The sequence below is a fragment of the Ramlibacter sp. genome (assembly GCF_013697775.1).
In the GTDB taxonomy this organism is placed as follows: Bacteria; Pseudomonadota; Gammaproteobacteria; order Burkholderiales; family Burkholderiaceae_C; genus Ramlibacter.
In genome coordinates, this window is record NZ_JACCWG010000459.1 from 1 (window position 1) to 23,254 (window position 23,254).

A 23,254-nucleotide genomic window follows, 5' to 3' on the forward strand; every position below is an offset into this window, starting at 1 on the left:
CGGCACGCCGCGCGAGGTGGCGGCGGTGCCGGCGAGCCGCACCGCGCCCTATCTTGCACAGTGCGTCCCCGCACGCCCCCACCGAGGTGCCACGCCATGACCGATCCCCAGCGCACGCTGCCGGCGCACGCCGCGCGCATCCTGCTCGGCGTCGGCCTGCTGGCGGTGCTCAAGCTCCAGCTGCTGCTGGCGCTGCTGTCCGGCCTGGGGGCCTATGCCCTGTATTGCTGGCTGTACGCGCGCGCGGCGCCCCGGGTGGCGCCGCGCTGGCGCCACCTGGTCGCCAACCTGCTGTTCTGGGTGGTGGCCGCCGTGCTGCTGGCACTCACCATCAAGGCCTTCGAGACGCTGCACATCGGTGCGCCCAGCACCGCACTGGCGCGCCTGACCGAGCTCATGGCCGACAGCCTGGAGCGGTTGCGCGCGGTGCTGCCGCCGGGCGTGGCGGCGCACCTGCCGGACTCGATCGAGACCCTGCGGGCCAGCATCGTCGGCTGGCTGCGCGCGCACGGCACGCAGCTGCGCGGCTGGGGCATGGACACCGTGCGTGCCGCGGTGCACCTGCTGGTGGGCGGCGTCATCGGTCTGCTGGCCGCCATGCAGATGGAAAAGCCGGTGAAGGCCGACACCGTGTTCCTGCAGGCCTGGCGCGGCGCGCTGGTGCGGCTGGTGCAGGCATTCACCGGCGTCATGGGCGCGCAGCTGCGCATCGCGGCCATCAACACGGTGTTCACCGCCATCTACCTGCTGGTGCTCGCGCCGATGGTGGAAGGGCCGATTCCGCTGGCGCGCGGCCTGGTGCTGCTCACCTTCGTGTGCGGGCTGATCCCGGTGCTGGGCAACCTGGCGTCCAACAGCGCGATCGTGCTGGCGTCGCTGGCGGTGTCGCCGACCCTGGCCCTGCTGTCGCTGGCCTACCTGCTGGTCATCCACAAGCTGGAGTACTTCCTCAACGCGCGGCTGGTGGGCAACAGCATCAATGCGCGCACCTACGAATTGCTGGCGGTCATGCTGCTGATGGAAACCGTGTTCGGCCTGCGCGGCGTGGCGGCCGCGCCGATCTACTACGCCTGGCTGATGGGCGTGCTGCGCGAGGAAGATCTGGTGTAGCGGGAGTGCTGCGGCACAATCGCTGCCCATGAGCAAGACCCCACCGGCCGCGGCCGAATTCGAGCCCGAGTTCGTCGCTGGCCTGAAGCAGATGTTCGAGGAGAAGATCGTCTTCAACCAGGTGCTGGGCCTGAAGATCACCAGCCTGAAACCCGAGCGCGTGCGCGGCGCCGTCGAGATGAAGCACGAACTGATCGGCCATTACGCGCATCAGCGCATCCACGGCGGCGTGATCAGCGCCTGCCTGGACGCCATGGGCGGCCTGGCCGTGATGGCCGCCATCGGCGCGCGCCACATGGACGAGCCGCCCGAGCAGCGGCTTTACCGCTTCATGAAGCTGGGCACCATCGACCTGCGGGTGGACTACCTGCGCCCCGGCGTGGGCGAACGCTTCGAGATCCACGCCGAGGTACTGCGCCTGGGCTCGCGAGTGGCGTCCACGCGCATGGAGTTCACGGGCGCTGAAGGAAAGCTGTTCGCCGTCGGGTCGGGCGCGTACATCATTTCCTGAGCACGCCCCGACTCCGATTAGTTCTTGTTCGGGTTGTTGGGCCGGGCGTCCTGGCGGTTCGGCACACCGTCGCCATCGCGGTCGCGACCCATACCGCGACCCATACCGCGACCCATACCGCGGCCCATGCCCCGGCGCTCGCCGCGCTGCCAGTGGCCCGCCACCATTTCCCAGCGTCCATTGCGCTCGACCCAGCTGTCGGGAACCCAGTGCGAGCCACGGCGCTCGCGAACCCAGTGGCCGGCCACCCAAACGTGCCGATTGTTGCGCCACGCCCAGTTGCCGGGAGCCCATTCGTAGCCGCGCCGTGCCGCCGGCATGCGCTCTTCGCGCGCGGGCGGTGGAGGTTGCTCGATGACGATCGTGCGGCCGAAAGAGACTGTCGGCACAGCGGCGAACGCCGATGCCATGAAGCTCGCGACAAGGATCTGCTTGAACATGTTGCTGTCTCCGGATGTGGACGGGCACGGGGATCGTGCTCTTGTGAGAGACACCATAGTTCATCAACAGCGGACCACGCCGATGTAGGACAGCGCGGACAGATGCGCACAGCCTCTTGCGCTGATCAGGCCAAGTTATCGCTCCTGGCGTGCGCTTGCCAGCATGTCCCAGCTGACCAGGAACACCGCCGCGATCACCGGGCCGATCACGAAGCCGTTGAGCCCGAACACCGCGATGCCGCCCAGCGTGGCGACCAGGATCAGGTAGTCGGGCATGCGCGTGTCCTTGCCCACCAGCACCGGGCGCAGGATGTTGTCCACCAGGCCGATCACCACGGCGCCCCACAGGGTCAGGCCGATCGCCTTGACGATGGCGCCGGTGAAGAAGAAATAGAGGGCGACCGGCCCCCACACGATGACGGCGCCCACCGCCGGCAGCAGCGAGAACAGCGCCATCACCGCGCCCCACAGCAGCGCGCCCGAGACGCCGAGCACCAGGAAGGCCATGCCGCCCAAAGCGCCCTGCACCAGCGCCACCAGGATGTTGCCCTTGACGGTGGCGCGCACCACGGTGGCGAACTGGCCCAGCAGCCGGTGCGTGTGGTCTTCGCGCAGCGGGATGGCGCGCGCGATCCCCTGCGTGAGGCTCTTGCCGTCGCGCAGCAGGAAGAACAGCACGTAGAGCATGACGAAGAAGCTCACCGTGAAGTCCAGCGTGTTCTGCCCGATGCTGAAGGCGCGCGCGGTCAGCAACTGGCCGCTGGCGCCCGCGCTGTCGATGATCTTGCGCTGCAGGGTGCCGAAGTCGCCGATGCCCACGCGGTCCAGCGCCGAGCGCGCCCAGCCGGGCAGCACCTCCACGGCTTTCTGGAAATAGCTGCCGATCTGGATCTCGCCCGAGCGCAGCTTGCCGACCACCAGCGTCGCCTCGTCGGCGATGGAGCCGGCGATCAGCGCGGTGGGCAGGATCACGATCACCAGGATGACGATGAGCGAGGCCAGCGCGGCGGTGGAGCGGCGGCCGCGGGCGCCGCGCAGGAAGCGCTGGTTGAGCGGCCAGAACACGATGGCGATGAACACCGCCCAGCACACCGCACCGAAGAACGGCCAGATGATCAGCGCGAACAGCAGGGTCGCGCCGAGCACCAGCACCAGCAGCGACTTGAACTCCAGCTCGGGGTCTTTCAGCGGGTTGGGTGTGGTCATCGGCCGCAAGGGTAACAACAAACCGCGCGGCCGTGGCCGCGGTTGTGCCGTGCCGGCGCGTGGGTTGTAATCGGCGAATGCTCAAACAGGACAGCACGGACAGCGGGCGCTCGGTCGCCCTGTACTGGGACTTCGAGAACATCCACGCGGGCCTGTGCGACGAGAAGGAGCCGGGCGCGTACGCACGGCAGGACTTCCGCTTCAAGCCGCAGGAGCCGCTGGTGGACGTGCAGGCCGTGGTCGAACTCGCGTCGTCGTTCGGGCCCATCGCCATCAACCGCGCGTATTGCAACTGGCAGTACTTCAGCCGCTACCGCGACCAGCTGCTGCAGAACGCGGTGGAGCTGATCCAGCTGTTCCCGCCGGGCGGCGGCGCGAAGAACGGAGCGGACATCAAGCTGTGCCTGGACGCCACCGAGGACATCGCGCGCTTCGCCCACATCGGCACCGTCCTGATCGTCGGCGGCGACAGCGACTTCATGCCCGTGTCGCAGAAGATCAAGGCGGCCGGCCGCACGCTGGTGGGCATCGGCACGCGCAAGGCAACCAACCGGCACTGGGCCAAGAGCTGCCACGAATTCCGCTACTACGAGAACCTGGTCGAGAGCCTGCCCGAGCCGCCGCGGCAGCCGTCCGCACCGGAGATCAGCGCGGCGCCGCTCGCGCCCGAGCCGCCGCCGGATCCGTCCGCCGAGATCCTGCGGCGTGCGCTGCGGCTGCTCGCCGAAAAGAAAGGCGACGCCTGGGTCAACAAGGCCGAGGTCTGGCCGATGATCAAGCGGCTGGACCCGACCTTCGACCTGAAGGAGCAGGGCCACGGCAGCTTCTCGGCGATGGTGAAGGCGCTGGAGGGCGTGGTCGAGGTGCGCAAGGCCGACAACGACCAGCAGCTGCGGATTCGCGTTGTCAGCGCCCCGTGAACCGCGCCTGCCGCTTCTCCACGAACGAGCGCACGCCTTCGGCCCAGTCTTCGCTGGCGAAGATGCGGTCGCGGATGGCGGGGAAATCGGCGACGGCGGCGGCAGGTCCTTCCTCCACCGCCTTCAGCGTGTTCTGGCGCGTGGCCATCACCGCCAGCGGCGCCTGTGCGGCGATGCGCTGCGCAATGGCCAGCGCTTCGTCCAGCACACGGGCGTTGGGAACCAGCTTCTGCACGAAGTTCAGGCGCAGCGCGGTCGGCGCGTCGAACTCGTCGCCGGTCAGCAGGTAGAGCATGGCGTTGCCCAGGCCGGCGCGCTCGGCCATGCGCAGCGTGGCGCCGCCGCCAGGCATCAGACCGCGCTGCACTTCCTTCTGGCTGAAGCGGCAGTCCTCGCCGGCGACGACGATATCGGCGCCCAGCATCAGCTCGATGCCGACGGTCAAGCAGATGCCCTTGACGGCAACCACCATCGGCTTGGCGCGGCGCCGATAGCCGGGCAGGCCGATGTCGTGCGGCTCGACCAGGCCTTCGGGCACCAGCCGTTCGCCGCGCTCCAGGTGCGCCTGCACCGCGGGCATGTCCAGCCCGGCCGTGAAGTGGTCGCCGATGGCGTGAAGCACGCCCACGCGCAGCCCGGGATCGTCGTCCAGCCGCGTGTAGGCCTCGGCCAGCTGCCGGAACATGTCCGGCGTCCAGCCGTTGCGCTTGGCCGGGCGGTTGATGCCGATGAGCAGCACGTTTCCGGCCGCCTGCGTGTCGATGCAGCCCTGCGGCGGCGCGGGCGTGGTGGCTTGGAGGTCCATGGTGCGCAAATGATGCGGCAGCGGCGTGCGCGGCGGTGACTCTGAGGTGACTCGGCGCCCCTGCGTTCAACCCACCGCCCGCAGCGCGCCCCGCACCTGCCGGATCTCCGCCTTGGGCGGCGCGCCAAACAGGCGCCTGTATTCGCGGCTGAACTGCGAGGCGCTTTCGTAGCCGACTTCGTGGCCGGCCGCCGCGGCATCCAGGCCGGTGGTGAGCATCAGCCGGCGCGCGTGGTGCAGCCGCAGGTGCTTCTGGTACTGCAGCGGCGACATCGAGGTGGCCTGCTTGAAGTGGTGGTGCAGCGTCGAGGGGCTCATGTGCACGGCCTCGGCCACTTCCTCGATGCGCACCGGCTCGGCGTAGCGGCGCTTGAGCAGGTCCACCGCCCGCGCGATGCGCTGCGCATGGCTGCCGGCCACGGCCAGCTCGCGCAGCTGCGGGCCCAGCTCGCCGGTGAGCACGCGCCAGTAGATCTCGCGCAGCGCCAGCGGCGCCAGCACGGCAACGTCGTCGGGCGTCTCCAGCAGGCGCAGCAGCCGCAGCATGGCGTCGGCCAGCGGCGCCGAGGTGCGCGCCACGCGCAGGCCGCGCGGCGCACCGGCGGTCTGCGTCTCGGGCGGGCGCGCCTGCAGCAGCAGGCTGCCGAGTTCGCGTGGGTCCAGGTTGAGCCGGATGCACAGGTAGGGCTTGCGCGCGCTGGCCTCCAGGATCTGTCCCTGCGGCAGCACGGTGACGCTGACCAGCAGGTAGTGCAGCGGGTCGTAGACCAGCGTGTCGGCGCCCAGCACCGCCTGCTTGCGGCCCTGCACGACGAACACCAGGCCGGGCTCGTACATGGCCGGCAGCGGCTGGGCGGGCGCGCTGGCGCGGATCAGCTGCAGCTGCGTCACGGCGGTGTCGTGCAGGCCGTCGTGCGGCGCGAAGGCGCCGGCCAGGCCGACCAGTTCGGCCTGCGCGGCCAGCATCGGCGTGATGAAGGCGGGACCGGAGGAGGCAGTCTGCGTCATGGCCGCCATTGTGCGGTCGGCCAGTCCGGCCGCGGCGGGCGCGCCGCCGGGCGCCGGAGGATCAGGCAATCAATGCCCAGGATCGGACGACCACGGCGGCCTTGCGGCGCCTACGCTTGCGGCATTGATTTTTGCAACGCACAAGGAGCACCGCATGCGCAACACCACCAACACCACAACCATCGCGCGCCGCACGCTGGGCCGCGGCGGCCTGCAGGTTTCGGCCATCGGCCTGGGCTGCATGGGCATGTCGGACTTCTACGGTCCGGCCGACGACCAGCAGTCGGTCGGCGTGCTGCACCGCGCGCTGGACCTCGGCGTGAACTTCCTCGACACGGCCGACATGTACGGCTTGGGCGCCAACGAACGCCTGCTGTCGCAGGTGCTGAAGGCGCGGCGCGGCGACGTCGTCATCGCCACCAAGTTCGGCAACGTGCGCGCGCCCGACGGCACGCACCTGCGCGTGGACGGCAGCCCCGGCTATGTGCGCGCCGCCTGCGACGCCAGCCTGCAGCGCCTGGGCGTGGACCACATCGACCTGTACTACCAGCACCGCGTGGACCGCAAGGTGCCGATCGAGGACACCGTGGGCGCCATGGCCGACCTGGTGCGCGCGGGCAAGGTGCGCCACCTGGGCCTGTCCGAAGCTTCGGCCGCCACGCTGCGCCGCGCCGCGGCGGTGCATCCCATTGCCGCGCTGCAAAGCGAATATTCGCTGTGGACGCGCGACATGGAAGCGGAGATGCTGCCGCTGTGCCGCGAGCTGGGCACTGGCTTCGTGGCCTACGCGCCGCTGGGCCGCGGCTTCCTCACCGGCCAGATCCGCAGCCTGGACGACCTGCCCGCCGGCGACTGGCGCCGCAACAACCCGCGCTTTTCGGGCGAGAACCTGGCGCACAACCTCGCATTGGCCGACACGGTGAAGACACTGGCAACGGAACGCGGCTGCACGCCGGCGCAGCTGGCGCTGGCCTGGCTGCTGGGGCGCGACGCGCATCTGGTGCCGATCCCCGGCACGCGCAGCATCGCGCGGCTGGAGGAGAACGCGGCTGCGGCGGCGCTCGTGCTCGGCGCGGACGAGGTGCGCAGGATCGACGAAGCGCTGGCGGCGATTCCCGCCGCGGGCGAGCGCTATCCGGAAGTCGGCATGGCCAGCTTGAACGGCTGACGGGTTCCGGCCAGCGACCTCAGAACTGCGTGCCGATCGCCAGGTACACGCGCGGCGTGAGGGTCATGCGGCTTTCGATGCCCAGCGTGCCGCCGGCTGAGTCGACGTAGCGGCGTTCGCGGCGGAACGGTGCGTCGCCGATGTTGTACACACCAACACGCCAGTAGCCCCAGCCGCGCACCAGGCCGCCGAGGTACACGTCGAGCGTGGTGCGCGCGCGGTCGCGGCCGGTCACCTGCGGCGAGCTGTGCAACTCGGCGGGGCCGGTCAGCGACAGCGTGCCGCCGCCGAACAGCCCGCCGCCGCGCGGCACCGGCTTGGCGATGGTGAGGTTGGCGGTGTAGCGCGCCTGGCCGGGAATGCGGCTGCCGCGGTTGATGCCGCTGGTCATGCGCGACTGCAGCAGGCTGGCATTGGCCGACAGGGTCCAGTCGCGCGCCAGGCCCAGCCAGGCGAGGCCGCTTTTGGCGTCGACCTCCAGGCCCCAGACGGTGGCGTCGCCGATGTTCACGCGCTGCTCGGTCCAGCGCTCGCCCACCAGCTGCGTCAGGGGCGCGATGGTGTCGCGCGTGCGGCGCACGAACAGGTTGGCGCCCATCTGGCCGTCGGTGCCCAGCCGGCGTTCGAAGCCGGTGTCCAGCGTCCATGCGATCTCGGGGCGCAGGTCGGGGTTGCCGGCGAAGTCCGGGTTGACCAGGCTGTTGCGGCCCTGGCTCGGGAAGGCGCGGTCCACCAGGTCCCACACGCGCGGCTCGCGCGTGATGCGCGCGACGTTGGCGCGGTACTGCAGGCTGTCCGACAGGGGCTTGCGCAGGTGCAGCGAAGGCTGCAGCACGTTGAAGCGCCGCTCGCGGCTGCCGCTTGCCTCGTCGGTCTTCACCAGCAGCGTTTCGCCGCGCAGGCCGGCGCTCAGCGTCGCGCCGTTCAAGACTTCCCATTCGTTCTGGCCCCACAGCACGAAGCGGTCCAGCACCGCGCGCAGCCGCAGGTCCAGCGGCGACGCGCCTTCGCGCAAGGTGTCCACGTCCAGCCGGCGCCGGTCGGCCTGCGCGCCGACGGTCCACAGCAGCGGGCTGCTGGTGCCCGACAGCTTGGTGGCCAGCGAGTACAGCGCTTCGCGCCGCGTGTCGTGAAAGGTGTAGGGCGCATAAGCGGGCGCGGCGCCGCTGCCCGCCAGCGGGCCGGCCTCGCGCTCCACGCCCTCGCGCGCCTCGCTGGCCGAGGCCGTGGTCTCCAGCTTGCTGCCGGCGAAGCGGTGCGTCCACTCGGCGGCGCCCTGCAGGTAGCGGCGCGTGTAGTCCTGCGCGTCGCGCGTTTCCAGGAACCAGGGCGCGCCACCGATACCAGTGCCGCTGCTGCGCTCCAAAGTGCCGCCCGCCACGTGCGCGCGGCTGAAGGTGCCGCGCAGCTGGATCTGGTCGGACCGGCCCAGGTGGCCGTTCAGGCGCGGCACCAGCGAAAGCTCCGAGCGGCGAGAGCGGCCAGCGGCGTCACTGGTGGTCGCGCCGCTACTGCTGCTGTCCGTCGTGCGGTGCGTGTCCGATCCCAGCAGCAGGCCGGTGCTGGCCACGGCCGCGAAGTACGACCAGGGCTGGGCCGTGCCCGGCAGCTCGCCTTCCGCCGGCGCGGGCTGGCCGCCGAGCGGGCCGGTGCGCGAGGCGAAGGCCTGGCCGGCGTTGTGGCCCCAGACGCGGTTGTCGGTGAGGCGCAGCACGGTCTCGCGCTTGGCCGTGGCCTGGCGCAGCACGATGTTGATGGTGCCGCCGGTGGCACCGGAGAATTCCGCCGTCGGCGCGCGCACGACCTCGATGCGTTCGATCAGCTCCGCCGGCAGGTTGTCCAGCGGCAGCTGCGCGCGCCGGCCGCTGCGGGTGCGCTGGCCGTCAATCAGCAGCTGCGTGGCGCCGCGTTCCATGCCGCGCATGCGGATCTCCACGCCGCCGTCGCCCTGCGTCGTGACCTGCACGCCGGGCAGCTGCCGCAGAACGTCGGACACCGAGAACGCGCCCAGCTGCTCGATGTCCTTGCGGTCCACCACCACCAGCGAGCCGGCGGCGTAGAAGCGCTGCTCGATCGAGCGCCGCGCCGTCACCGTGACGGTGTCCAGCTGCGGCGCGTCGATGCCGCCGCCGCCATCGGGCAGGCCTTGTCCCCAGGCCGCCGCGCACGGCACCGCCGCGGCGGCGGCAAACAACATTCCCTTGCTGCGCTTCATGCTCTTCTCCTCGGCACGCATTCTGTCGCGCCTTTCCAAAGGCCAGCCAAAGAACGCGGCTGCCGCGCCGCATTTCCGATGGTTTTGCGCAGCGGCGTGGTCACAATGCGCGCATGCACATCCTGCTGATCGAGGACGACCTGGACCTGGGGCGCGCGCTGCAGTCGGCGCTGAAGCTCGAAGGCCTGAGCAGCGAGTGGCACCGGCGCGCCGGTGACGCGCCGCACAGCCCCGACGCGGCCACAGTGGATTGCGTGCTGCTCGACCTGACCTTGCCGGACGGCGAGGGCTTCGACCTGCTGGCGCGCTGGCGCGGCCAGCACAGCGCCGTGCCGGTGATCGTCATCACCGCGCGCTGCGCCGTGGAGGACCGGCTGCGCGGACTGGATGGCGGCGCCGACGACTTCGTCATCAAGCCATTTTCCACCGCCGAACTGGTGGCGCGCATCCGCGCCGTGGTGCGGCGCAGCGCGCGGCAGGCCAGCGAACATTGGACGGTCGGCGAGCTGTCGATCGAGCCGCGTGCCCGCCGCGTGCTGCGCGGTGGCGAAGCGCTGGAGCTGTCGCCGCGCGAATTCCAGCTGCTGATGGAGCTGGCGCGCGATCCGGGCACGGTGATCCCGAAAGGCCAGCTCGCGCAGCGGCTGGAGCCCCTGGGCGAGCCGCTGGACTTCAGCGCGCTGGAAGTGCACGTGTCCAACCTGCGGCGCAAGATCGGCGCGCAGCTGGTGCGCACCGTGCGCGGCGTCGGCTACGCGCTGGCCGCATGAGCAGCGCGATGCTGGGCCGCATCCGCGCGGCCATGGAGCCGAGCCTGGTGCTGCGCACGGCGGCGGCCGTGCTGGTGGCGTTCGTCGTCGTGTGGGGCGTGCTGCTCGGCTACCAGTACAAGCAGGCGCTGCAGATCGCCGAAGCCGAGCCGGGCCTCAAGCGCTTCGGCGACGCGGTGTTGATGTCCGTGAGCAACATGGACGATCCAGCGCAGGCCACGGCGGCCGTCGCCAGCACGGCGGAATGGGTGAACATCCGCCGGCGCGAGATCGGCCGGCTGCCCGGAACGATGTTGTTCGAATTGCGCGATGCGCAGGGAAGGGTGCTCTATCGTTCGCCGCTGCTGCGCGAATGGCCGGCGCTGGAGATGGCGCCCGGCAAGCTAGGCGAGGTGGCACTGAACGGCTACACCCACCGCGTGTACGAGGGCCATTCGCCGCGCTGGCAGCTGCGCGTGGCCGAGCCGCGCCGCAGCACGCGCGACATTCTGGAATACAACGCCAGCGTGCTGCTGCCTTACCTGCTGCTGGCGCTGCCTTTCGTGCTGGTGCCGGTGTGGCTGTCGGCACGCACCGGCCTGAAGCCGCTGCGGCAGCTGGCCGCGCAGATCGCGCAACGCGACCCCGACTCGCTGCAGCCGGTGGACTTCCAGGCGCGGCATCGCGAACTGAAGCCGCTGGTCCGTGCGCTGGACGACCTGATGTGGCAGCTGCGCCAGAAGCTGGCCCGCGAGCGCGGCTTCGTGCAGGACGCCGCGCACGAGCTGCGCACGCCGCTGGCAGTGGTGACCGCGCAGGCGGATGTGCTGGCCGGCACCACCGATGCGGCACAGCGCACCGAGGCGCGTGCACAACTGGAAAAGGCGGTCGAGCGCGTGTCGCACCTGGCGCGCCAGCTGCTGGTGCTGGCTTCGCTGGACGAAGGCAACCGGCCCGTGCCGCGCCGCGTCGACGTGGCGCAAGCGGTGCGCCGGCTGATGGCGCAGGTGGCGCCCGCGGCGATGGCGCGCGGCATCGAGCTCTCGCTGGAAGCGCCCGATGCGCTGTGGTGCATGCTGGACGAACCGGCGCTGGAATCCATCGTCTCCAACCTGGTGGACAACGCGGTGCGCTACGGGCGCGACGGCGGCAGCGTGGCCGTGCGGATCGACCACGACGCGGACACGCTCACGCTGGCGGTGCAGGACGATGGACCGGGCATCGACCCGCAAGAACGCGACAAGGTGTTCGAACGCTTCCACCGGGGCGCCGGGCACGACCGGCCCGGCGGTGCTGGCCGAAGGGCTGGATGGCGGTGGCTTGGGGATGCGCGTGACCGTGCCCATCTCCGCGGCCGGGCGCTGATGCTCAGGGCAGGTGCTGCCTGCGCAGCGCCGCGGCCATTTTCTTCTGCGTGGCGGCGCCGCCCTCGACCAGGGCCACGGCCTCGGGCCGGCGGGTGTGCGCAAATTGCTGCTGGCTCCAGGCGCTGAGCGCCGTCAGCACCGGCAGCAAACCGATGCCCCTGTCCGTGAGGCTGTAGACCGCCTTCTGCTTGTGGGTGGGGTCTTCCGCCTTGGTCAGGATGCCGCTGGCGACCAGCGTGGCCAGGCGGTCCGCCAGGATGTTGGAGGAAATGCCTTCCTCGGACTGCAGGAACTCGCGGAAGTGGCGCTTGCCCGCGAACATCATGTCGCGGATGACCAGCAGGCTCCAGCGGTCGCCGAGCAGGTCGAGCGCGGTGTGGATGGGGCAATCGGAACGGGGCTGGTCGTGTATGGATGGGGCGGCGGCGAGACTGCTTGCAAAATGCAAGCGGTAGCCAGGCGCCATCCGCCACCGAAGGAATCCAACCCATGACCCTCAAGCACTACCAAGGCAGCTGCCACTGCGGCGCGGTCCGCTACGAAGCCGGCCTCGACCTGGCGCGCGGCACCAACCGGTACAACTGCTCGCTGTGCACCAAGGCGCGCGCGTGGTTCGCATTCTCCGCACCGGGCAGCTTCCGGCTGCTGCAGGGGGAAGACGCGCTGAGCCGCTACGAGTGGACGCCGCCCGGCCGGCCGCATGGCACGGCCGTTTCCAGGAGCGGCCCGCCGACACGCGGCTGATGTAGCGGGCGCCGCCCATCGCTTTCGGCGGCTCAACCAAATTCGAACAGCACCTTGCCCAGCGTGCCGCCCGACGCGAGCCGCGCATAGGCCTGCCGCGCGTCGTCCAGCGCGAAGCGGCTGTCGATCACGGGTTCGATGCGTGCCTGCTCCATGGCCCGCACCATGTCCTCGAACGCGCGACGAGAGCCCACGGTGTGGCCCTGCAGCCGCGCGCGCTTGGCGATGAACAGCTGCCGCAGGTCGAACGCCAGTTCGGCGCCCGAGGCGTAGCCGACGACGGCGATGGTGCCGTTGACGGCGAGCGCCGCGATGGACTGGCTCCAGCTCGCGCGGCCGCCGACCTCCACGACCAAATCGGCGCCGCGGCCATCGGTGTGCTCCAGCACCTGCGCGCCCCACTGCGGATGCGCCGACGCATCGATCACCTCGGACGCGCTCAGTTCGCGCGCCCGCTGCGCCTTCTCGGCGCTGGACGCGACGACGACGGTGCGCGCGCCGAACATGCGCCCGAACTGCAGCGCGAACAGCGACACGCCGCCGAGGCCCTGCACCAGCAGCGTTTGCCCGGGCCGCAGGCCTGCTTCGGTCAGCGCCGACCAGGCGGTGAGCCCCGCGATCGGCAGCGTCGCCGCCTCGGCGCCCAGGTGGTGCGGCGCGCGCACCAGTTCGCCGGCGGGCAGCACCATGTATTCGCGCTGCACGCCGGCCACGTTGCCGCCGCGCTGCCGCTGGAAATAGCGCGCGTCGAACGCGCCGTCGCGCCAGTCGGGAAAGAAGGTGGGGCACACGCGGTCGCCGGGCCGCAGGTCCTGCACGCCGGCGCCGAGTTCCACCACCTCGGCCACCGCGTCGGACAAGGGCACCAGCGGCAGAGCCACCGGCATGGCGTAGCGGCCGTCGCGGATTTCCAGGTCGCGGTAGTTCAGCGATGCCGCGACGGTGCGCAGCAGCACCTCGCCCGCACCGGGCCGTGGCACCGCGTGTTCCACCGTACGCAGGCCGTCGTCGCCGAACGCCTGCAGCTCGATTGCCTTCATCTGTTGGTGCTCCTTGTAGACTGGCTGGATGAGAGCAACGATGGTGCGGGGCCTTGCCTCCACCGGCAATCCGCGCGATGGCGCACAGGCCGTTTCCGCAGGGAAACGCGGCGCGCATGGCTGATCGGCTGCCGGAACTCATGGGCCACATGGCAGTGTTCGCGCGGGTGGCCGAAGCGGGCAACTTCTCGGCGGCGGCGCGCGCGCTCGGCCTCACCAAATCGGCGGTGAGCAAGCAGGTGGCGCGGCTGGAGGCGGTGCTGGGCGTGCAGCTGCTGCGCCGCACGACGCGCGGCGCCAGCCTGACCGAAGCGGGCGAAGCGCTGTACGCGCGCGTGGTGCAGGCCATCGACCTGTGCCTGCAAGGCCAGAGCGCCGTGTCGCAGCTGCGCGCCGCGCCGCAGGGCCTGCTGAAGGTGACGGCGCCCCTGAGCTACGGCAAGCGCCGCGTGGCGCCGCTGCTGCCGGCATTCCTGGCGGCGTATCCGGACATCACGGTGCAGCTGGTGCTGGTCGACCGCACGGTGGACCTGGCCGAAGAGGGCATCGATTTCGCGTTCCGCCTCTCGCGTGCGCCGGCCGGGCACCTGGTGGCGCGCAAGCTGCACGAGATCGGCTACGTGGTGTGCTGCGCGCCTTCCATGCTGCGCGGAGTCGCGATGCCCAAGGCGCCGCAGGACCTGGCGGCGTTCAACTGCCTGCGCTACGAAGGCGGCGAGGCGGGGTCCACCTGGCGCTTCACCGGCCCGCGCGCGGCCAAGGCGGCGGTGCGGGTGGACGGCAACCTGCTGGTGAACAGCAGCGAACTGCTGCGCGACGCGGCGCTGCAAGGCGGCGGCGTGGCCCTGCTGCCGGACTTCCTCGTCGATGCCGACCTGCGCGAGCAGCGCCTGGCGCCGCTGCTCGAACGCTGGACAGCGCAGGCGCCGTTCGGCTCGGCGGCCTACCTCGCCTGGCTGCCGCAGAAAACCATGCCGGCCAAGATGCGCGCCTTCATCGACTTCTTCCTGGCCGCGGCCGCGGCATCAGCTCAGGAGCTGGGCCAGTAGCTGCGGATGGATCTTCCAGCCCGCCAGGCCGGCGATGCCCATGAAGGTGCCGAACGCCGCCGGCAGCATGGCCAGGGCGAACAGCCACCAGGCCTGGGTGAGCGACGCCACCGCCAGCGCCGCGATGGCGATCGCGAACGCCGCATCGGCCAGGTCGAACTGGTCGTCGCGGTAATTCAGCGCGTCGTAGGTCTGCTGGTCGGCCAGCGCCTGCTTGCGCAATTCTTCCTTCTTGGCGGCCTGGTCGGCCGCCAGCGTTTCGTACTGGGCGATGGCCGCGTCGTGGCCGGCGCGCTCGGCCGCGGGCTTCGCGGCGGCCTGCAGCCGCAGCTGCACCAGCGTGGCCTTGGCCACTTCTTCGCGCAGGTTGCGCGCCTGGTAGAAGGCCCAGTGGTCGATCTTGTCGGCCTGGGCCTGCTGCATGGCCTGCACGATGTTGTCGTCCTTGACCTTGCACACGCCCATCACGGTGCTGAGCAGCGCCACCGAGATGGCGACCGATGCATTCAGCCGCGACATGCGGGGTTCGGCGCCGGCAAGAGGATCGATGTCCATTTCAGTCCTGGGGAATCGGGCGCGGCTTGCCCTGGTCGTCGATGGCGACGTAGGTGGTGGTGGCCTGCGTCACCTTGACGAACCGGCCCTGCGCGCCGAAGCGCTCGGCGAAGACTTCCACCTCCACCGTGATCGAGGTGCGGCCGACGCGCTTGACCGACGCGAAGAAGCTCAGGATGTCGCCCACCCGCACCGGCTGCTTGAAGATGAATTCGTTGACGGCCACCGTGGCCATGCGCCCGCGCACGTAGCGCGCCGGGATCACCGCGCCGGCCAGGTCGACCTGGGCCATGACCCAGCCGCCGAAGATGTCGCCGTTGGAGTTGGTGTCCGCCGGCATCGGGATCACCTTGAGCACCAGTTCCTTGTCCGAGGGAGGCTCGGCGCGGGCGTGCCGCGGATGGCCTTGCGTTTGGCTTGAATCGGCGGACATGGGCACAATCTCTTTTTAGTCAGTACAAACCCGGATTCTCCCTCATGCGACGCTCCGGCGAACTCAGCTCATCCAATTTGCCGCCTTCCGCCGCGAACGCCCTGCCGGTGCCGCCGCGCTCCGACTGGATCACGCTGCGGCGGCTCTTCCCCTACCTCTGGCACTACAAGTGGCGGGTGCTGGCCGCGCTGGGCTTCATGGTCGGCGCCAAGCTGGCCAACGTGAGCGTGCCGCTGCTGCTCAAGCAGCTGATCGACGCCATGGCCATCAAGCCGGGCGACCCGCAGGCGGTTCTGGTGGTGCCGGCCGCGCTGCTGCTGGGCTACGGGCTGCTGCGGCTGTCCACGTCGCTCTTCACCGAGCTGCGCGAACTGGTGTTCGCCAAGGCCACGCAGGGCACGGCGCGCAGCATCGCGCTGGAAACGTTTCGCCACCTGCACGCGCTGAGCCTGCGCTTCCACCTGGAACGCCAGACCGGCGGCATGACGCGCGACATCGAACGCGGGGTGCGCGGCATCGAGTCGCTGATCTCGTATTCGCTCTACAGCATCGTGCCCACGCTGATCGAGGTGACGCTGGTGCTGACCATCCTGGCGGTGAAGTTCGACGTGTGGTTCGCCTGGATCACCGGCGCCGCGCTGGTGGTGTACGTCGCCTTCAGCGTGAGCGTGACCGAGTGGCGCTCGCGCTTTCGGCGCGAGGCCAACGAGTTCGACTCGGCGGCGCACACCAAGGCCATCGACTCGCTGCTGAACTACGAGACGGTCAAGTACTTCAACAACGAGGATTTCGAAGCGCGCCGCTACGACGAAAGCCTGGAGAAGCTGCGCCGTGCGCGGCTGAAGAGCCAGAGCACGCTGTCGATGCTGAACACCGGCCAGCAGCTCATCATCGCGATCAGCCTGGTGGGCATGCTGTGGCGCGCCACGGTGGGCGTGGTCGACGGGCGCATGACGCTGGGCGACCTGGTGATGGTCAACGCCTTCATGATCCAGCTGTACATCCCGCTGAACTTTTTGGGCGTGCTGTACCGCGAAATCAAGCAGAGCCTGACCGACCTGGACAAGATGTTCGTGCTGATGGAGCGCGAGCGCGAAATCGCCGACAGGCCGAATGCTCCCGCCTTGCAGACTTCGGCCGACGCCACCGTCCGCTTCGAACACGTCAACTTCGCCTATGAGGCCGCGCGCCAGATCCTGCACGACGTGAGCTTCGAGATCCCCGCCGGCAAGACGGTGGCGGTGGTCGGGCCGTCGGGCTCCGGCAAGTCCACGCTGGCGCGCCTCTTGTACCGCTTCTACGACGTCGGCATTCCCGGCAAGCCGACCGTGCCGGGCGGGCGCATCAGCATCGCCGGGCAGGACCTGCGCGAGGTGACGCAGTCCAGCGTGCGCCAGGCCATCGGCATCGTGCCGCAGGACACGGTGCTGTTCAACGACACGGTGGAATACAACATCGCCTACGGCCGCCCCGGCGCGACGCGTGCCGAGGTGGAGGAGGCGGCGCGCGCGGCGCGCATCCACGGCTTCATCGAATCCACGCCCAAGGGCTACCAGACGATGGCGGGCGAGCGCGGGCTGAAGCTGTCGGGCGGCGAGAAGCAGCGCGTGGCGATCGCTCGCACCCTGCTGAAGAACCCGCCGATTCTGATTTTCGACGAGGCGACTTCAGCGCTGGACAGCGCCAACGAGCGCGCCATCCAGGCCGAGCTGAGGGGCGTGGCGCAGCACAAGACCACGCTGGTGATCGCGCACCGCCTGTCCACCGTGGTAGACGCGCATGAGATTCTGGTGATGGACGCGGGGCGGATCATCGAGCGGGGGACGCACCAGCAGCTGCTGGCCAAGGGCGGGCGGTATGCGGATATGTGGGCGCTGCAGCGGAGCACCGAGGTGGAGTCGCCGGTCGAAGCCGTGGCGTGAGCGGACAGGGCTCGCTGCATCCCGGGGGTGCGGCTTCCGCTAGAGCAGGCCGCTCCAGTCCATACTGGGCGCGCTCGCGTGTAGAGTGGGCGGTTTGCAGTCAGCAATCAACCAGGGCGAGACGATGAAGACAGAGCTTTTATATCTTGTGTATGTCACCGTGTTCACTGGCCTCCTGTGGATCCCCTACGTCCTGAACCGCATAGCGACGCGTGGCCTTCTGGATGCCGTCGGGTATCCGGAGAATCCAAAGCCGCCATCCCCTTGGGCACACCGGCTGTTCAAGGCGCACCTCAACGCAGTGGAGAATCTTGTCGTCTTCGCCGCTCTGGTACTGGCGGCCGTCGCGGCGGGCGTTTCAAATTCCGTCATTGCAGGCGCATGCGTCGTGTATTTTTGGGCCCGCGTCATTCATGCCTTGGCCTACACCTTCGCTGTTCCGTGGGTTAGGACGCTTGCATTCTTTGGGGGGTTTTTCGCGCAAGCCACAATCGCTTGGCAACTGCTGTTCCGCTAGGCGCCCCGGGGCGCCTAGCCGGCCTCGCTGTAAGGCGTAGGCTGACGTGCCGGCTTTCGTCGCTCCGACACCGCGTCGCTCGCCCCTGCCTATGATCTCGTGATGTCCGGCGAACTCCTCGATTTGGTGCAATGGCCCGCCATGCTGATCACGCTGCTGGCGGCGTGGCTGGTCGGCTCGCAGAAGACCTTCAAGCGCAACTACGGCTTCTGGTGCTTCATCGCCAGCAACGTGCTGTGGATCGCCTGGGGCTGGCACACCCAGGCCTGGGCTCTGATCGTGCTGCAGGTCGGCCTGTTCGTGCTGAACCTGCGCGCGGCGAAAAAGACCGAAGAAGCCGCCAAGGCGCAAGCCGATCGGACTTGAGCCGCGAGCGCAAGCGCCTGCTGAGCGCGCCGCCATGCTTCGCTCAGCAGCGAAGCATGCGCAGGCGCCCACCCCCACAATGCCGGCGATGCAAGAACCCAGCGCCTCCCAACCCGCAGGCTCCCCCCTGGACTTCGCGCTGCTGCTGGCGCTGGCCACGCTCTGGGGCGCCTCCTACACCTTCATCCGCGTGGGCGTCGCAACCATTCCGCCGCTCACCCTCATGGCGGCGCGCACGCTGATTGCCGGCAGTCTCCTGCTGGCGTGGCTGGCGGCGCGCCGCACCGCGCTGCCGCGCGAGCCGGCCATGTGGCGCCGCTTCGGCGTGCAGGCGCTGCTGAACAGCGTGGTGCCGTTCACGCTGATCGCCTGGGCCGAGCAGTCGGTTGATGCGGGGCTGGCGACCATCCTGAACTCCGCCTCGCCGGTGCTGGCCTTCCTGGCGACCTGGCTGGTCACGCGGCACGAGCAGGTCACGCGGCGCAAGCTGTTCGGCGTGGTGGCCGGGCTGGCGGGCATCTGCCTGATCATCGGCACCAGCGCGTTCGGCGGCCTGGGCCACCAGCTGGTGCCGCAGCTGGCCATCGTCGCCGCGACCGTCTGCTACGCGGGCGCCGCGCTCTACGGGCGCGCCTTCCACGGCCTGCCGGCCGCCGTTCCCGCCGCCGGGTCGATGGTGGTCGGCAGCGCGCTGCTGTTGCCGGCCAGCCTCCTCGTGGACCATCCATGGACGCTGCGTCCGTCGGCCGCGTCGGTGCAGGCACTGCTGGCGCTCGCGGTGTTCTCCACGGCCACGGCCTTCGTCATCTACTTTCGCCTGATCAAGACGCTGGGTTCGGTCGCCACCACGTCGGTGGCCTACCTGCGCGTGCCGATCGGCGTCGCCATCGGCATGGTGTTCCTCGGCGAATCGCTGGTGCCGACCGCGTGGGCCGGGCTGGTCTGCGTGGTCGCCGGTGTCGCGGCCATGGCCATTCCCGCGCGCCGGCCGCAACCGATGCAATAAACTGCGACGCATCATCGACACCGCCGACGGGAACAGCATGAACGCCTCGGAACTGATTGCCTGGCAGTGGAAGACCTATCCGCGCAACCACCGCTCGCGCGCCAACCTGCTGCTGCACATCGTGGTGGTGCCGCTGTTCTGGATCGGCAACGTGGCGCTGGTCGTCGCCCTGCTGCGCGGGGCGTGGGTCATCGTGCTGCTGGCAGCCGCGCTGATGGTGGTGTCCGTCGCCCTGCAGGGCCGCGGCCACGGGCGCGAAGAAGTCCCGCCGGAGCCGTTCAGCAGTCCGTTCAACGCGGTGACGCGCATCTTCTTCGAGCAGTGGATCACCTTCCCACGCTACCTGCTGTCCGGCGGCTGGCTGAACGCGCTGCGCCACGGCTGACATGCGCGACGCGCAGCACCTGCCCGCCATCCTTGCATTCCTTGCCCAGGTGGGCATTGCCATCCGCGAAGAGCCGATCGCGCCAGACACATTTCTGCCCGGCATCGCGATCCGGGACGGCGCGCTGGTGTTCGACTCCGCGCGGCTGCAATGGCCCGGCGATTTGCTGCACGAAGCCGGCCACATCGCGGTGCTGCCGCCGGCGGTCCGGCCCCAAGCCGGCGACGACCTGCAGCTTGGCGCGGAGATTCCGTTCGCGGGCGAGATGGAAGCGCTGGCCTGGGCCTATGCCGCGGCCACGGCGATCGGCCTGCCGGTGGAGGTGCTGGTGCACGAAGGCGGCTACAAGGGCCAATCCAAGGCGCTGCTGCAGATGTATGCGCTGGGCATCTACCCGGGCCTGCAGGGCCTGTGCGGCGCGCAGATGGCCGAGTCGCCGAACTTCATGCCCGAGTGCGGGCCGGTGCATTACCCGCGCATGCTGAAGTGGCTGCGCGATTGAAGGCGAGCTTCATGTCCGACCGCTCCGTTCCGCCCTTGCCATCCACCCCGCCCGGGCGCTACCGCCATTACAAGGGCGGCGAGTACGAAGTGTTCGACGCGGCGCACCACAGCGAAACGCTGGAGCCGCTGGTGGTGTACCGCACGCTCTACGACGACTCGGGCCTGTGGGTGCGGCCGCACGCGCTGTTCTTCGGCAGCGTCGACGTGGACGGCGTGCCGCAGCCGCGCTTCGTCCTGGCCGCCGCCAGCGAGGGCAGGGCGCCCCGCGCGGATTGAGCCGGTGCGTGTCCTCGACGACCACCTGCTGAACCTTCCGGCCCGCCCGCACCTGGGCGGCCTGCCGCGCTTCGTGCTGGAGTTCCTGTATTTCGGCATCAAGGAGGCGCGGGCCTGCCTGTTCGCCGGGCTGTTCTTCGCCGCGGTGTTCGCCGTGCCGCGCGCGGGGCTGTGGGGCGTGCCGCGCTACGACCTGCTGCTGGCCATCGCGCTGGCGATCCAGGCGTGGATGGTGTGGGCACGGCTGGAAACGCTGGACGAACTGAAGGCCATCACGCTGTTTCACCTGATCGGCTTCGCGCTGGAGGTGTTCAAGACCTCCAGCGGCATCAAGTCCTGGGCCTACCCGGACTTCGCCTATACGAAGCTGTTCGGCGTGCCGCTGTTCTCCGGCTTCATGTACGCGGCGGTCGGCAGCTACATCATCCAGGCCTGGCGCCTGTTCGAGCTGCGCGTGGTCCACCATCCGCCGTACTGGATGGCGGGCCTGCTGGCGCTGGCCATCTACGCCAACTTCTTCACCCACCACTTCATCGGCGACTACCGCTGGTACATCGCCGCCTGCGCGCTCGGCCTGTACGCGCGCGCCACGGTGCTCTTCCGGCCGCTGGACCGCGAGCGGCGCATGCCGCTGCTGCTGGCCTTCGTGCTGATCGGCTTTTTCGTCTGGCTGGCGGAGAACATCAGCACCTTCTTCGGCGTGTGGAAGTACCCCAACCAGCTGGGCGCCTGGTCCGCCGTGCACGTGGGCAAGTGGAGCTCCTGGTCGCTGCTGATCATCATGACCTTCACCATCGTGGCCAACCTCAAGCACATCAAGGCGCGCATCCACGTGCCGGCATGAGGCACGCTTGCAGCCATGCACATGCCGTCCGACCTCGAACACTACCTGCACGAACACATTCCCCTGTCCAAAGCGATGGCTGTCTCCGTCGTCGCCGTGGAGCAGGGCAGCGTCGTGCTCGGCGCGCCGCTCGCGCCATGGACTACGAGCAGCCTATCCTGGGCGCCTTCACCGCGCCTTCACCGCGCCTTCACCGCGCGTTCCGCGCTGCAGGATCCCGAGCGCTGGCAGCAGTTCACCCGCATGCTGGTGCGCAAGGGCAAGGCGCGCGTGGCGGTGGGTTCGATGCTGGAAGCCGCGGGCACCGTGGCCGGCCGCTTCACGGGCGAGTTCGTGGCGTTGCGCGTGCCTTGACCCTTGCCTGGCGGCCGCGCGCCGGGCCTGCCAGAATTGGCAGGCATGAGATCCAGAGCCGACGAAACCACGCTGCGCATCCGGCGCTTCCGCCAGACCGACTGGCCGCGCCTGTGGACGCTGCTGCAGACCACCTTCCAGGCCGGCGACACCTACGTGTTCGACGACCGCACCACCGAGGCCCAGGCGCTGGACCTCTGGACCCGGCAGCCGCAGGTGACCTGCATTGCAGAATCCGAAACCGGTGAGCTGCTCGGCACCTACATCCTCAAGCCCAACCAGCCCGGCCGCGGCAGCCATGTGTGCAACGCCGGCTACGTGGTGGCGCCCGCGGCGCGCGGGCAGGGCGTGGCGCAGCGCATGTGCGCCCATTCGATGGCGGAAGCCACGGCCATGGGCTACGACGCGATGCAATTCAACTTCGTGGTGTCCACCAACGAACGCGCGGTGCGCCTGTGGCAGCACATGGGTTTCGCCATCGTGGGCACGCTGCCCAAGGCGTTCCGCCACGCCACCCTGGGCGACGTGGATGCCCACGTGATGTACCGGCGCCTGGCGGCATGACGCAAGGCCCTGCCTCCGCGCTGCGCCCGGCCGGCATCCTGGGTTTGCTCGGCTGGCTGGCCGTGGCCTTCGTGGCAGGCGGCGTCGGCGCCATCGCGTCGGTGGAGGCGGCGTCAAGCCGGCCCGGGCGCCGCCGGCCGGCGTGTTCGGCCCGGTCTGCACCGCGGCGGGCTGGCGTTTGCCGAAGTGCTGGTGCTGCTGGCGCTGATCGTCCTGACGGTGCGCGCGTTCTGGCGCGCGCGGCGCCTGGCGGCGGTGCTGATGCTGCCGTACCTGGCCTGGGTGGCGTTCGCATCGGCGCTCACCGGGCGGTGTGGCAGGCCAATCCGGTGCTGCTGAAATGAAGGCCAGCATGCAGCCATCGCATACGATCGGCGCCATGAAGCAGGCTCTTCTTGTCATCGACGTGCAGCGCGGCTTGTTCGACGCCGCGCCTCGGCCCGACGAAGCCGATGCGGTCGTCGACCGCATCAACGCGCTTGCGGCGCGCGCCCGCGCCGCCGGGGTGCCGGTGGTGTTCGTGCAGCATGAGGAAGGAGAGGGCAGCGACCTCGCGCACCGGTCGCCGGGCTGGCAGCTGGAGCAGCGGCTGGCCGTCGAAAGCACAGACGTCCATGTGCGCAAGACCACGCCCGACTCCTTCCTGCGCACGGAGCTGGGCCCGTTGCTGGAACGCTGGGGCACGCAGCAGGTGGTGGTCTGCGGCTACGCCACCGAGTTCTGCGTGGACACCACCACCCGCCGCGCCGCCGCGCTCGGCTACCGGGTCATCCTCGCGGCCGATGCGCACACCACGCACGACAAGCCGCACGCCACGGCGCGGCAGATCCGCGCGCACCACAACGCGACCTTGGCCGCGATCGGCAGCTTCGGCCGGCCGATCGTTGCGCGCGCCGCCGCCGACATCGCATTCGCGGCCACTGCCGCTTCCTCGCCCGCCTGAGGAGAGCCCTTGTTCAGCCACGTCACCGTCGGTGTCAACGACCTGCGGGCCGCCGCCGCGTTCTACGACGCCGTGCTGCAGCCCCTGGGGCTGCGCCGGCGCACCACCACGGACGACGGCGGGCCGCCGGCCCTGTGCTGGGTCCATCCCGACCGCTGGCTGCCGCGCTTCTATGCCTACCAGCCACTCGACCGGCGCGCGGCGACGGCCGGCAACGGCAGCATGGTGGCCTTCGTCGCGCCCAGCCCGCAGG

The 23,254-nt window shown here is 69.9% G+C and carries 28 protein-coding genes and 2 pseudogenes; 21 read left to right on the forward strand and 9 right to left on the reverse strand.

All coding sequences use genetic code 11. From position 1 onward, the window contains the following. Positions 1 to 96 precede the first annotated feature (96 nt). Together H0U68_RS23285 and H0U68_RS23290 are read left to right on the forward strand one after the other, a co-directional pair. A complete protein-coding gene (locus tag H0U68_RS23285; protein WP_296359283.1) occupies positions 97 to 1,110 on the forward strand; it encodes a hypothetical protein in 1,014 nt (337 codons plus the stop codon). 28 nt (positions 1,111 to 1,138) lie between these two features. After that, complete coding sequence (locus H0U68_RS23290) at positions 1,139 to 1,621, forward strand: thioesterase family protein (RefSeq protein WP_296359284.1); 483 nt, start codon at positions 1,139 to 1,141, stop codon at positions 1,619 to 1,621. Between the two features lie 17 nt (positions 1,622 to 1,638). On the opposite strand, the gene H0U68_RS23295 is transcribed toward H0U68_RS23290, so the two are convergent. Beyond that, on the reverse strand, positions 1,639 to 2,061 hold the full coding sequence (locus H0U68_RS23295) for a YXWGXW repeat-containing protein (RefSeq protein WP_296359285.1): 423 nt from the start codon (positions 2,059 to 2,061) through the stop codon (positions 1,639 to 1,641). 135 nt (positions 2,062 to 2,196) lie between these two features. Further along, on the reverse strand, positions 2,197 to 3,267 hold the full coding sequence (locus tag H0U68_RS23300; RefSeq protein ID WP_296359286.1) for an AI-2E family transporter: 1,071 nt from the start codon (positions 3,265 to 3,267) through the stop codon (positions 2,197 to 2,199). Between the two features lie 77 nt (positions 3,268 to 3,344). Here H0U68_RS23300 and H0U68_RS23305 point away from each other — a divergent pair, with 77 nt between their 5' ends. Further along, on the forward strand, positions 3,345 to 4,187 hold the full coding sequence (locus H0U68_RS23305; RefSeq protein ID WP_296359287.1) for an NYN domain-containing protein: 843 nt from the start codon (positions 3,345 to 3,347) through the stop codon (positions 4,185 to 4,187). Here H0U68_RS23305 and H0U68_RS23310 read toward each other — a convergent pair. Continuing rightward, positions 4,174 to 4,992, reverse strand: a complete 819-nt coding sequence (locus H0U68_RS23310; protein WP_296359288.1) for a crotonase/enoyl-CoA hydratase family protein — start codon at positions 4,990 to 4,992, stop codon at positions 4,174 to 4,176. The two genes, H0U68_RS23305 and H0U68_RS23310, sit on opposite strands and share 14 nt — an antisense overlap. 66 nt (positions 4,993 to 5,058) lie before the next feature. Then, on the reverse strand, positions 5,059 to 6,000 hold the full coding sequence (locus tag H0U68_RS23315) for an AraC family transcriptional regulator (protein ID WP_296359289.1): 942 nt from the start codon (positions 5,998 to 6,000) through the stop codon (positions 5,059 to 5,061). Between the two features lie 154 nt (positions 6,001 to 6,154). On the opposite strand from H0U68_RS23315, the gene H0U68_RS23320 reads away from it, so the two are divergent. Then, entirely contained in the window at positions 6,155 to 7,168 is a 1,014-nt protein-coding gene (locus H0U68_RS23320) for an aldo/keto reductase (protein WP_296359290.1), read from the forward strand. A gap of 19 nt (positions 7,169 to 7,187) precedes the next feature. Here the strand turns inward: H0U68_RS23320 and H0U68_RS23325 are convergent, their stop codons facing one another. Further along, the gene (locus tag H0U68_RS23325) at positions 7,188 to 9,383 is read right to left on the reverse strand and encodes a TonB-dependent receptor (RefSeq protein ID WP_296359291.1); all 2,196 of its coding nucleotides are present in this window, start codon (positions 9,381 to 9,383) and stop codon (positions 7,188 to 7,190) included. Between the two features lie 113 nt (positions 9,384 to 9,496). Here H0U68_RS23325 and H0U68_RS23330 point away from each other — a divergent pair, with 113 nt between their 5' ends. Both H0U68_RS23330 and H0U68_RS23335 read left to right on the forward strand, forming a co-directional pair. Further along, the gene (locus H0U68_RS23330; protein ID WP_296359292.1) at positions 9,497 to 10,153 is read left to right on the forward strand and encodes a response regulator transcription factor; all 657 of its coding nucleotides are present in this window, start codon (positions 9,497 to 9,499) and stop codon (positions 10,151 to 10,153) included. Between the two features lie 701 nt (positions 10,154 to 10,854). Then, positions 10,855 to 11,418, forward strand: a pseudogene (locus H0U68_RS23335) (HAMP domain-containing sensor histidine kinase); the annotation flags it as partial. Positions 11,419 to 11,500: 82 nt separating this feature from the next. Here H0U68_RS23335 and H0U68_RS23340 read toward each other — a convergent pair. After that, complete coding sequence (locus H0U68_RS23340) at positions 11,501 to 11,947, reverse strand: helix-turn-helix domain-containing protein (RefSeq protein WP_296359293.1); 447 nt, start codon at positions 11,945 to 11,947, stop codon at positions 11,501 to 11,503. A 41-nt stretch (positions 11,948 to 11,988) separates the two neighbouring features. Between H0U68_RS23340 and H0U68_RS23345 the strand changes: the two genes are divergently transcribed. Then, positions 11,989 to 12,243, forward strand: a complete 255-nt coding sequence (locus H0U68_RS23345; RefSeq protein WP_296359294.1) for a hypothetical protein — start codon at positions 11,989 to 11,991, stop codon at positions 12,241 to 12,243. Between the two features lie 32 nt (positions 12,244 to 12,275). Here the strand turns inward: H0U68_RS23345 and H0U68_RS23350 are convergent, their stop codons facing one another. Then, on the reverse strand, positions 12,276 to 13,283 hold the full coding sequence (locus H0U68_RS23350) for an NAD(P)-dependent alcohol dehydrogenase (protein ID WP_296359295.1): 1,008 nt from the start codon (positions 13,281 to 13,283) through the stop codon (positions 12,276 to 12,278). A 116-nt stretch (positions 13,284 to 13,399) separates the two neighbouring features. Between H0U68_RS23350 and H0U68_RS23355 the strand changes: the two genes are divergently transcribed. Beyond that, positions 13,400 to 14,332 carry a LysR family transcriptional regulator gene (locus H0U68_RS23355; protein WP_296359296.1) on the forward strand — a complete coding sequence of 311 codons (933 nt, stop codon included), beginning with the start codon at positions 13,400 to 13,402 and terminating at the stop codon, positions 14,330 to 14,332. Here the strand turns inward: H0U68_RS23355 and H0U68_RS23360 are convergent. Together H0U68_RS23360 and H0U68_RS23365 are read right to left on the reverse strand one after the other, a co-directional pair. Continuing rightward, positions 14,309 to 14,887: a DUF4337 domain-containing protein gene (locus tag H0U68_RS23360; RefSeq protein ID WP_296359297.1), complete on the reverse strand. Its 579-nt coding sequence runs from the start codon at positions 14,885 to 14,887 to the stop codon at positions 14,309 to 14,311. The two genes, H0U68_RS23355 and H0U68_RS23360, sit on opposite strands and share 24 nt — an antisense overlap. A 1-nt stretch (position 14,888) precedes the next feature. Further along, positions 14,889 to 15,320 (reverse strand): acyl-CoA thioesterase, encoded by a 432-nt coding sequence (locus tag H0U68_RS23365; protein ID WP_296359298.1) that lies wholly within the window; start codon positions 15,318 to 15,320, stop codon positions 14,889 to 14,891. A gap of 44 nt (positions 15,321 to 15,364) precedes the next feature. Here H0U68_RS23365 and H0U68_RS23370 point away from each other — a divergent pair, with 44 nt between their 5' ends. From H0U68_RS23370 to H0U68_RS23430, 13 genes and pseudogenes are all read left to right on the forward strand, one after another. Next, a complete protein-coding gene (locus tag H0U68_RS23370) occupies positions 15,365 to 17,242 on the forward strand; it encodes an ABC transporter ATP-binding protein/permease (protein WP_296359299.1) in 1,878 nt (625 codons plus the stop codon). Between the two features lie 124 nt (positions 17,243 to 17,366). Beyond that, positions 17,367 to 17,759 carry an MAPEG family protein gene (locus tag H0U68_RS23375; RefSeq protein ID WP_296359300.1) on the forward strand — a complete coding sequence of 131 codons (393 nt, stop codon included), beginning with the start codon at positions 17,367 to 17,369 and terminating at the stop codon, positions 17,757 to 17,759. Between the two features lie 102 nt (positions 17,760 to 17,861). Beyond that, the gene (locus tag H0U68_RS23380; protein ID WP_296359301.1) at positions 17,862 to 18,125 is read left to right on the forward strand and encodes a hypothetical protein; all 264 of its coding nucleotides are present in this window, start codon (positions 17,862 to 17,864) and stop codon (positions 18,123 to 18,125) included. Positions 18,126 to 18,213: 88 nt separating this feature from the next. Continuing rightward, a complete protein-coding gene (locus H0U68_RS23385) occupies positions 18,214 to 19,131 on the forward strand; it encodes an EamA family transporter (protein WP_296359302.1) in 918 nt (305 codons plus the stop codon). A gap of 37 nt (positions 19,132 to 19,168) precedes the next feature. After that, positions 19,169 to 19,516, forward strand: a complete 348-nt coding sequence (locus tag H0U68_RS23390; protein WP_296359303.1) for an Mpo1-like protein — start codon at positions 19,169 to 19,171, stop codon at positions 19,514 to 19,516. Position 19,517: 1 nt separating this feature from the next. Next, positions 19,518 to 20,018 carry a hypothetical protein gene (locus H0U68_RS23395; RefSeq protein ID WP_296359304.1) on the forward strand — a complete coding sequence of 167 codons (501 nt, stop codon included), beginning with the start codon at positions 19,518 to 19,520 and terminating at the stop codon, positions 20,016 to 20,018. An 11-nt stretch (positions 20,019 to 20,029) separates the two neighbouring features. Further along, positions 20,030 to 20,296 (forward strand): DUF1653 domain-containing protein, encoded by a 267-nt coding sequence (locus tag H0U68_RS23400; protein WP_296359305.1) that lies wholly within the window; start codon positions 20,030 to 20,032, stop codon positions 20,294 to 20,296. Between the two features lie 28 nt (positions 20,297 to 20,324). Next, on the forward strand, positions 20,325 to 21,140 hold the full coding sequence (locus tag H0U68_RS23405) for a DUF817 domain-containing protein (protein WP_296359309.1): 816 nt from the start codon (positions 20,325 to 20,327) through the stop codon (positions 21,138 to 21,140). A gap of 15 nt (positions 21,141 to 21,155) precedes the next feature. Beyond that, positions 21,156 to 21,494: a YiiD C-terminal domain-containing protein gene (locus tag H0U68_RS23410; protein ID WP_296359306.1), complete on the forward strand. Its 339-nt coding sequence runs from the start codon at positions 21,156 to 21,158 to the stop codon at positions 21,492 to 21,494. A 45-nt stretch (positions 21,495 to 21,539) separates the two neighbouring features. Then, entirely contained in the window at positions 21,540 to 22,058 is a 519-nt protein-coding gene (locus H0U68_RS23415; RefSeq protein WP_296359307.1) for an N-acetyltransferase, read from the forward strand. Positions 22,059 to 22,244: 186 nt separating this feature from the next. Then, entirely contained in the window at positions 22,245 to 22,397 is a 153-nt protein-coding gene (locus H0U68_RS23420) for a tryptophan-rich sensory protein (RefSeq protein ID WP_296359308.1), read from the forward strand. A gap of 40 nt (positions 22,398 to 22,437) precedes the next feature. Then, the gene (locus H0U68_RS23425; RefSeq protein WP_296359311.1) at positions 22,438 to 23,001 is read left to right on the forward strand and encodes a cysteine hydrolase family protein; all 564 of its coding nucleotides are present in this window, start codon (positions 22,438 to 22,440) and stop codon (positions 22,999 to 23,001) included. A 9-nt stretch (positions 23,002 to 23,010) separates the two neighbouring features. Continuing rightward, positions 23,011 to 23,254: pseudogene (locus tag H0U68_RS23430) on the forward strand (VOC family protein); the annotation flags it as partial.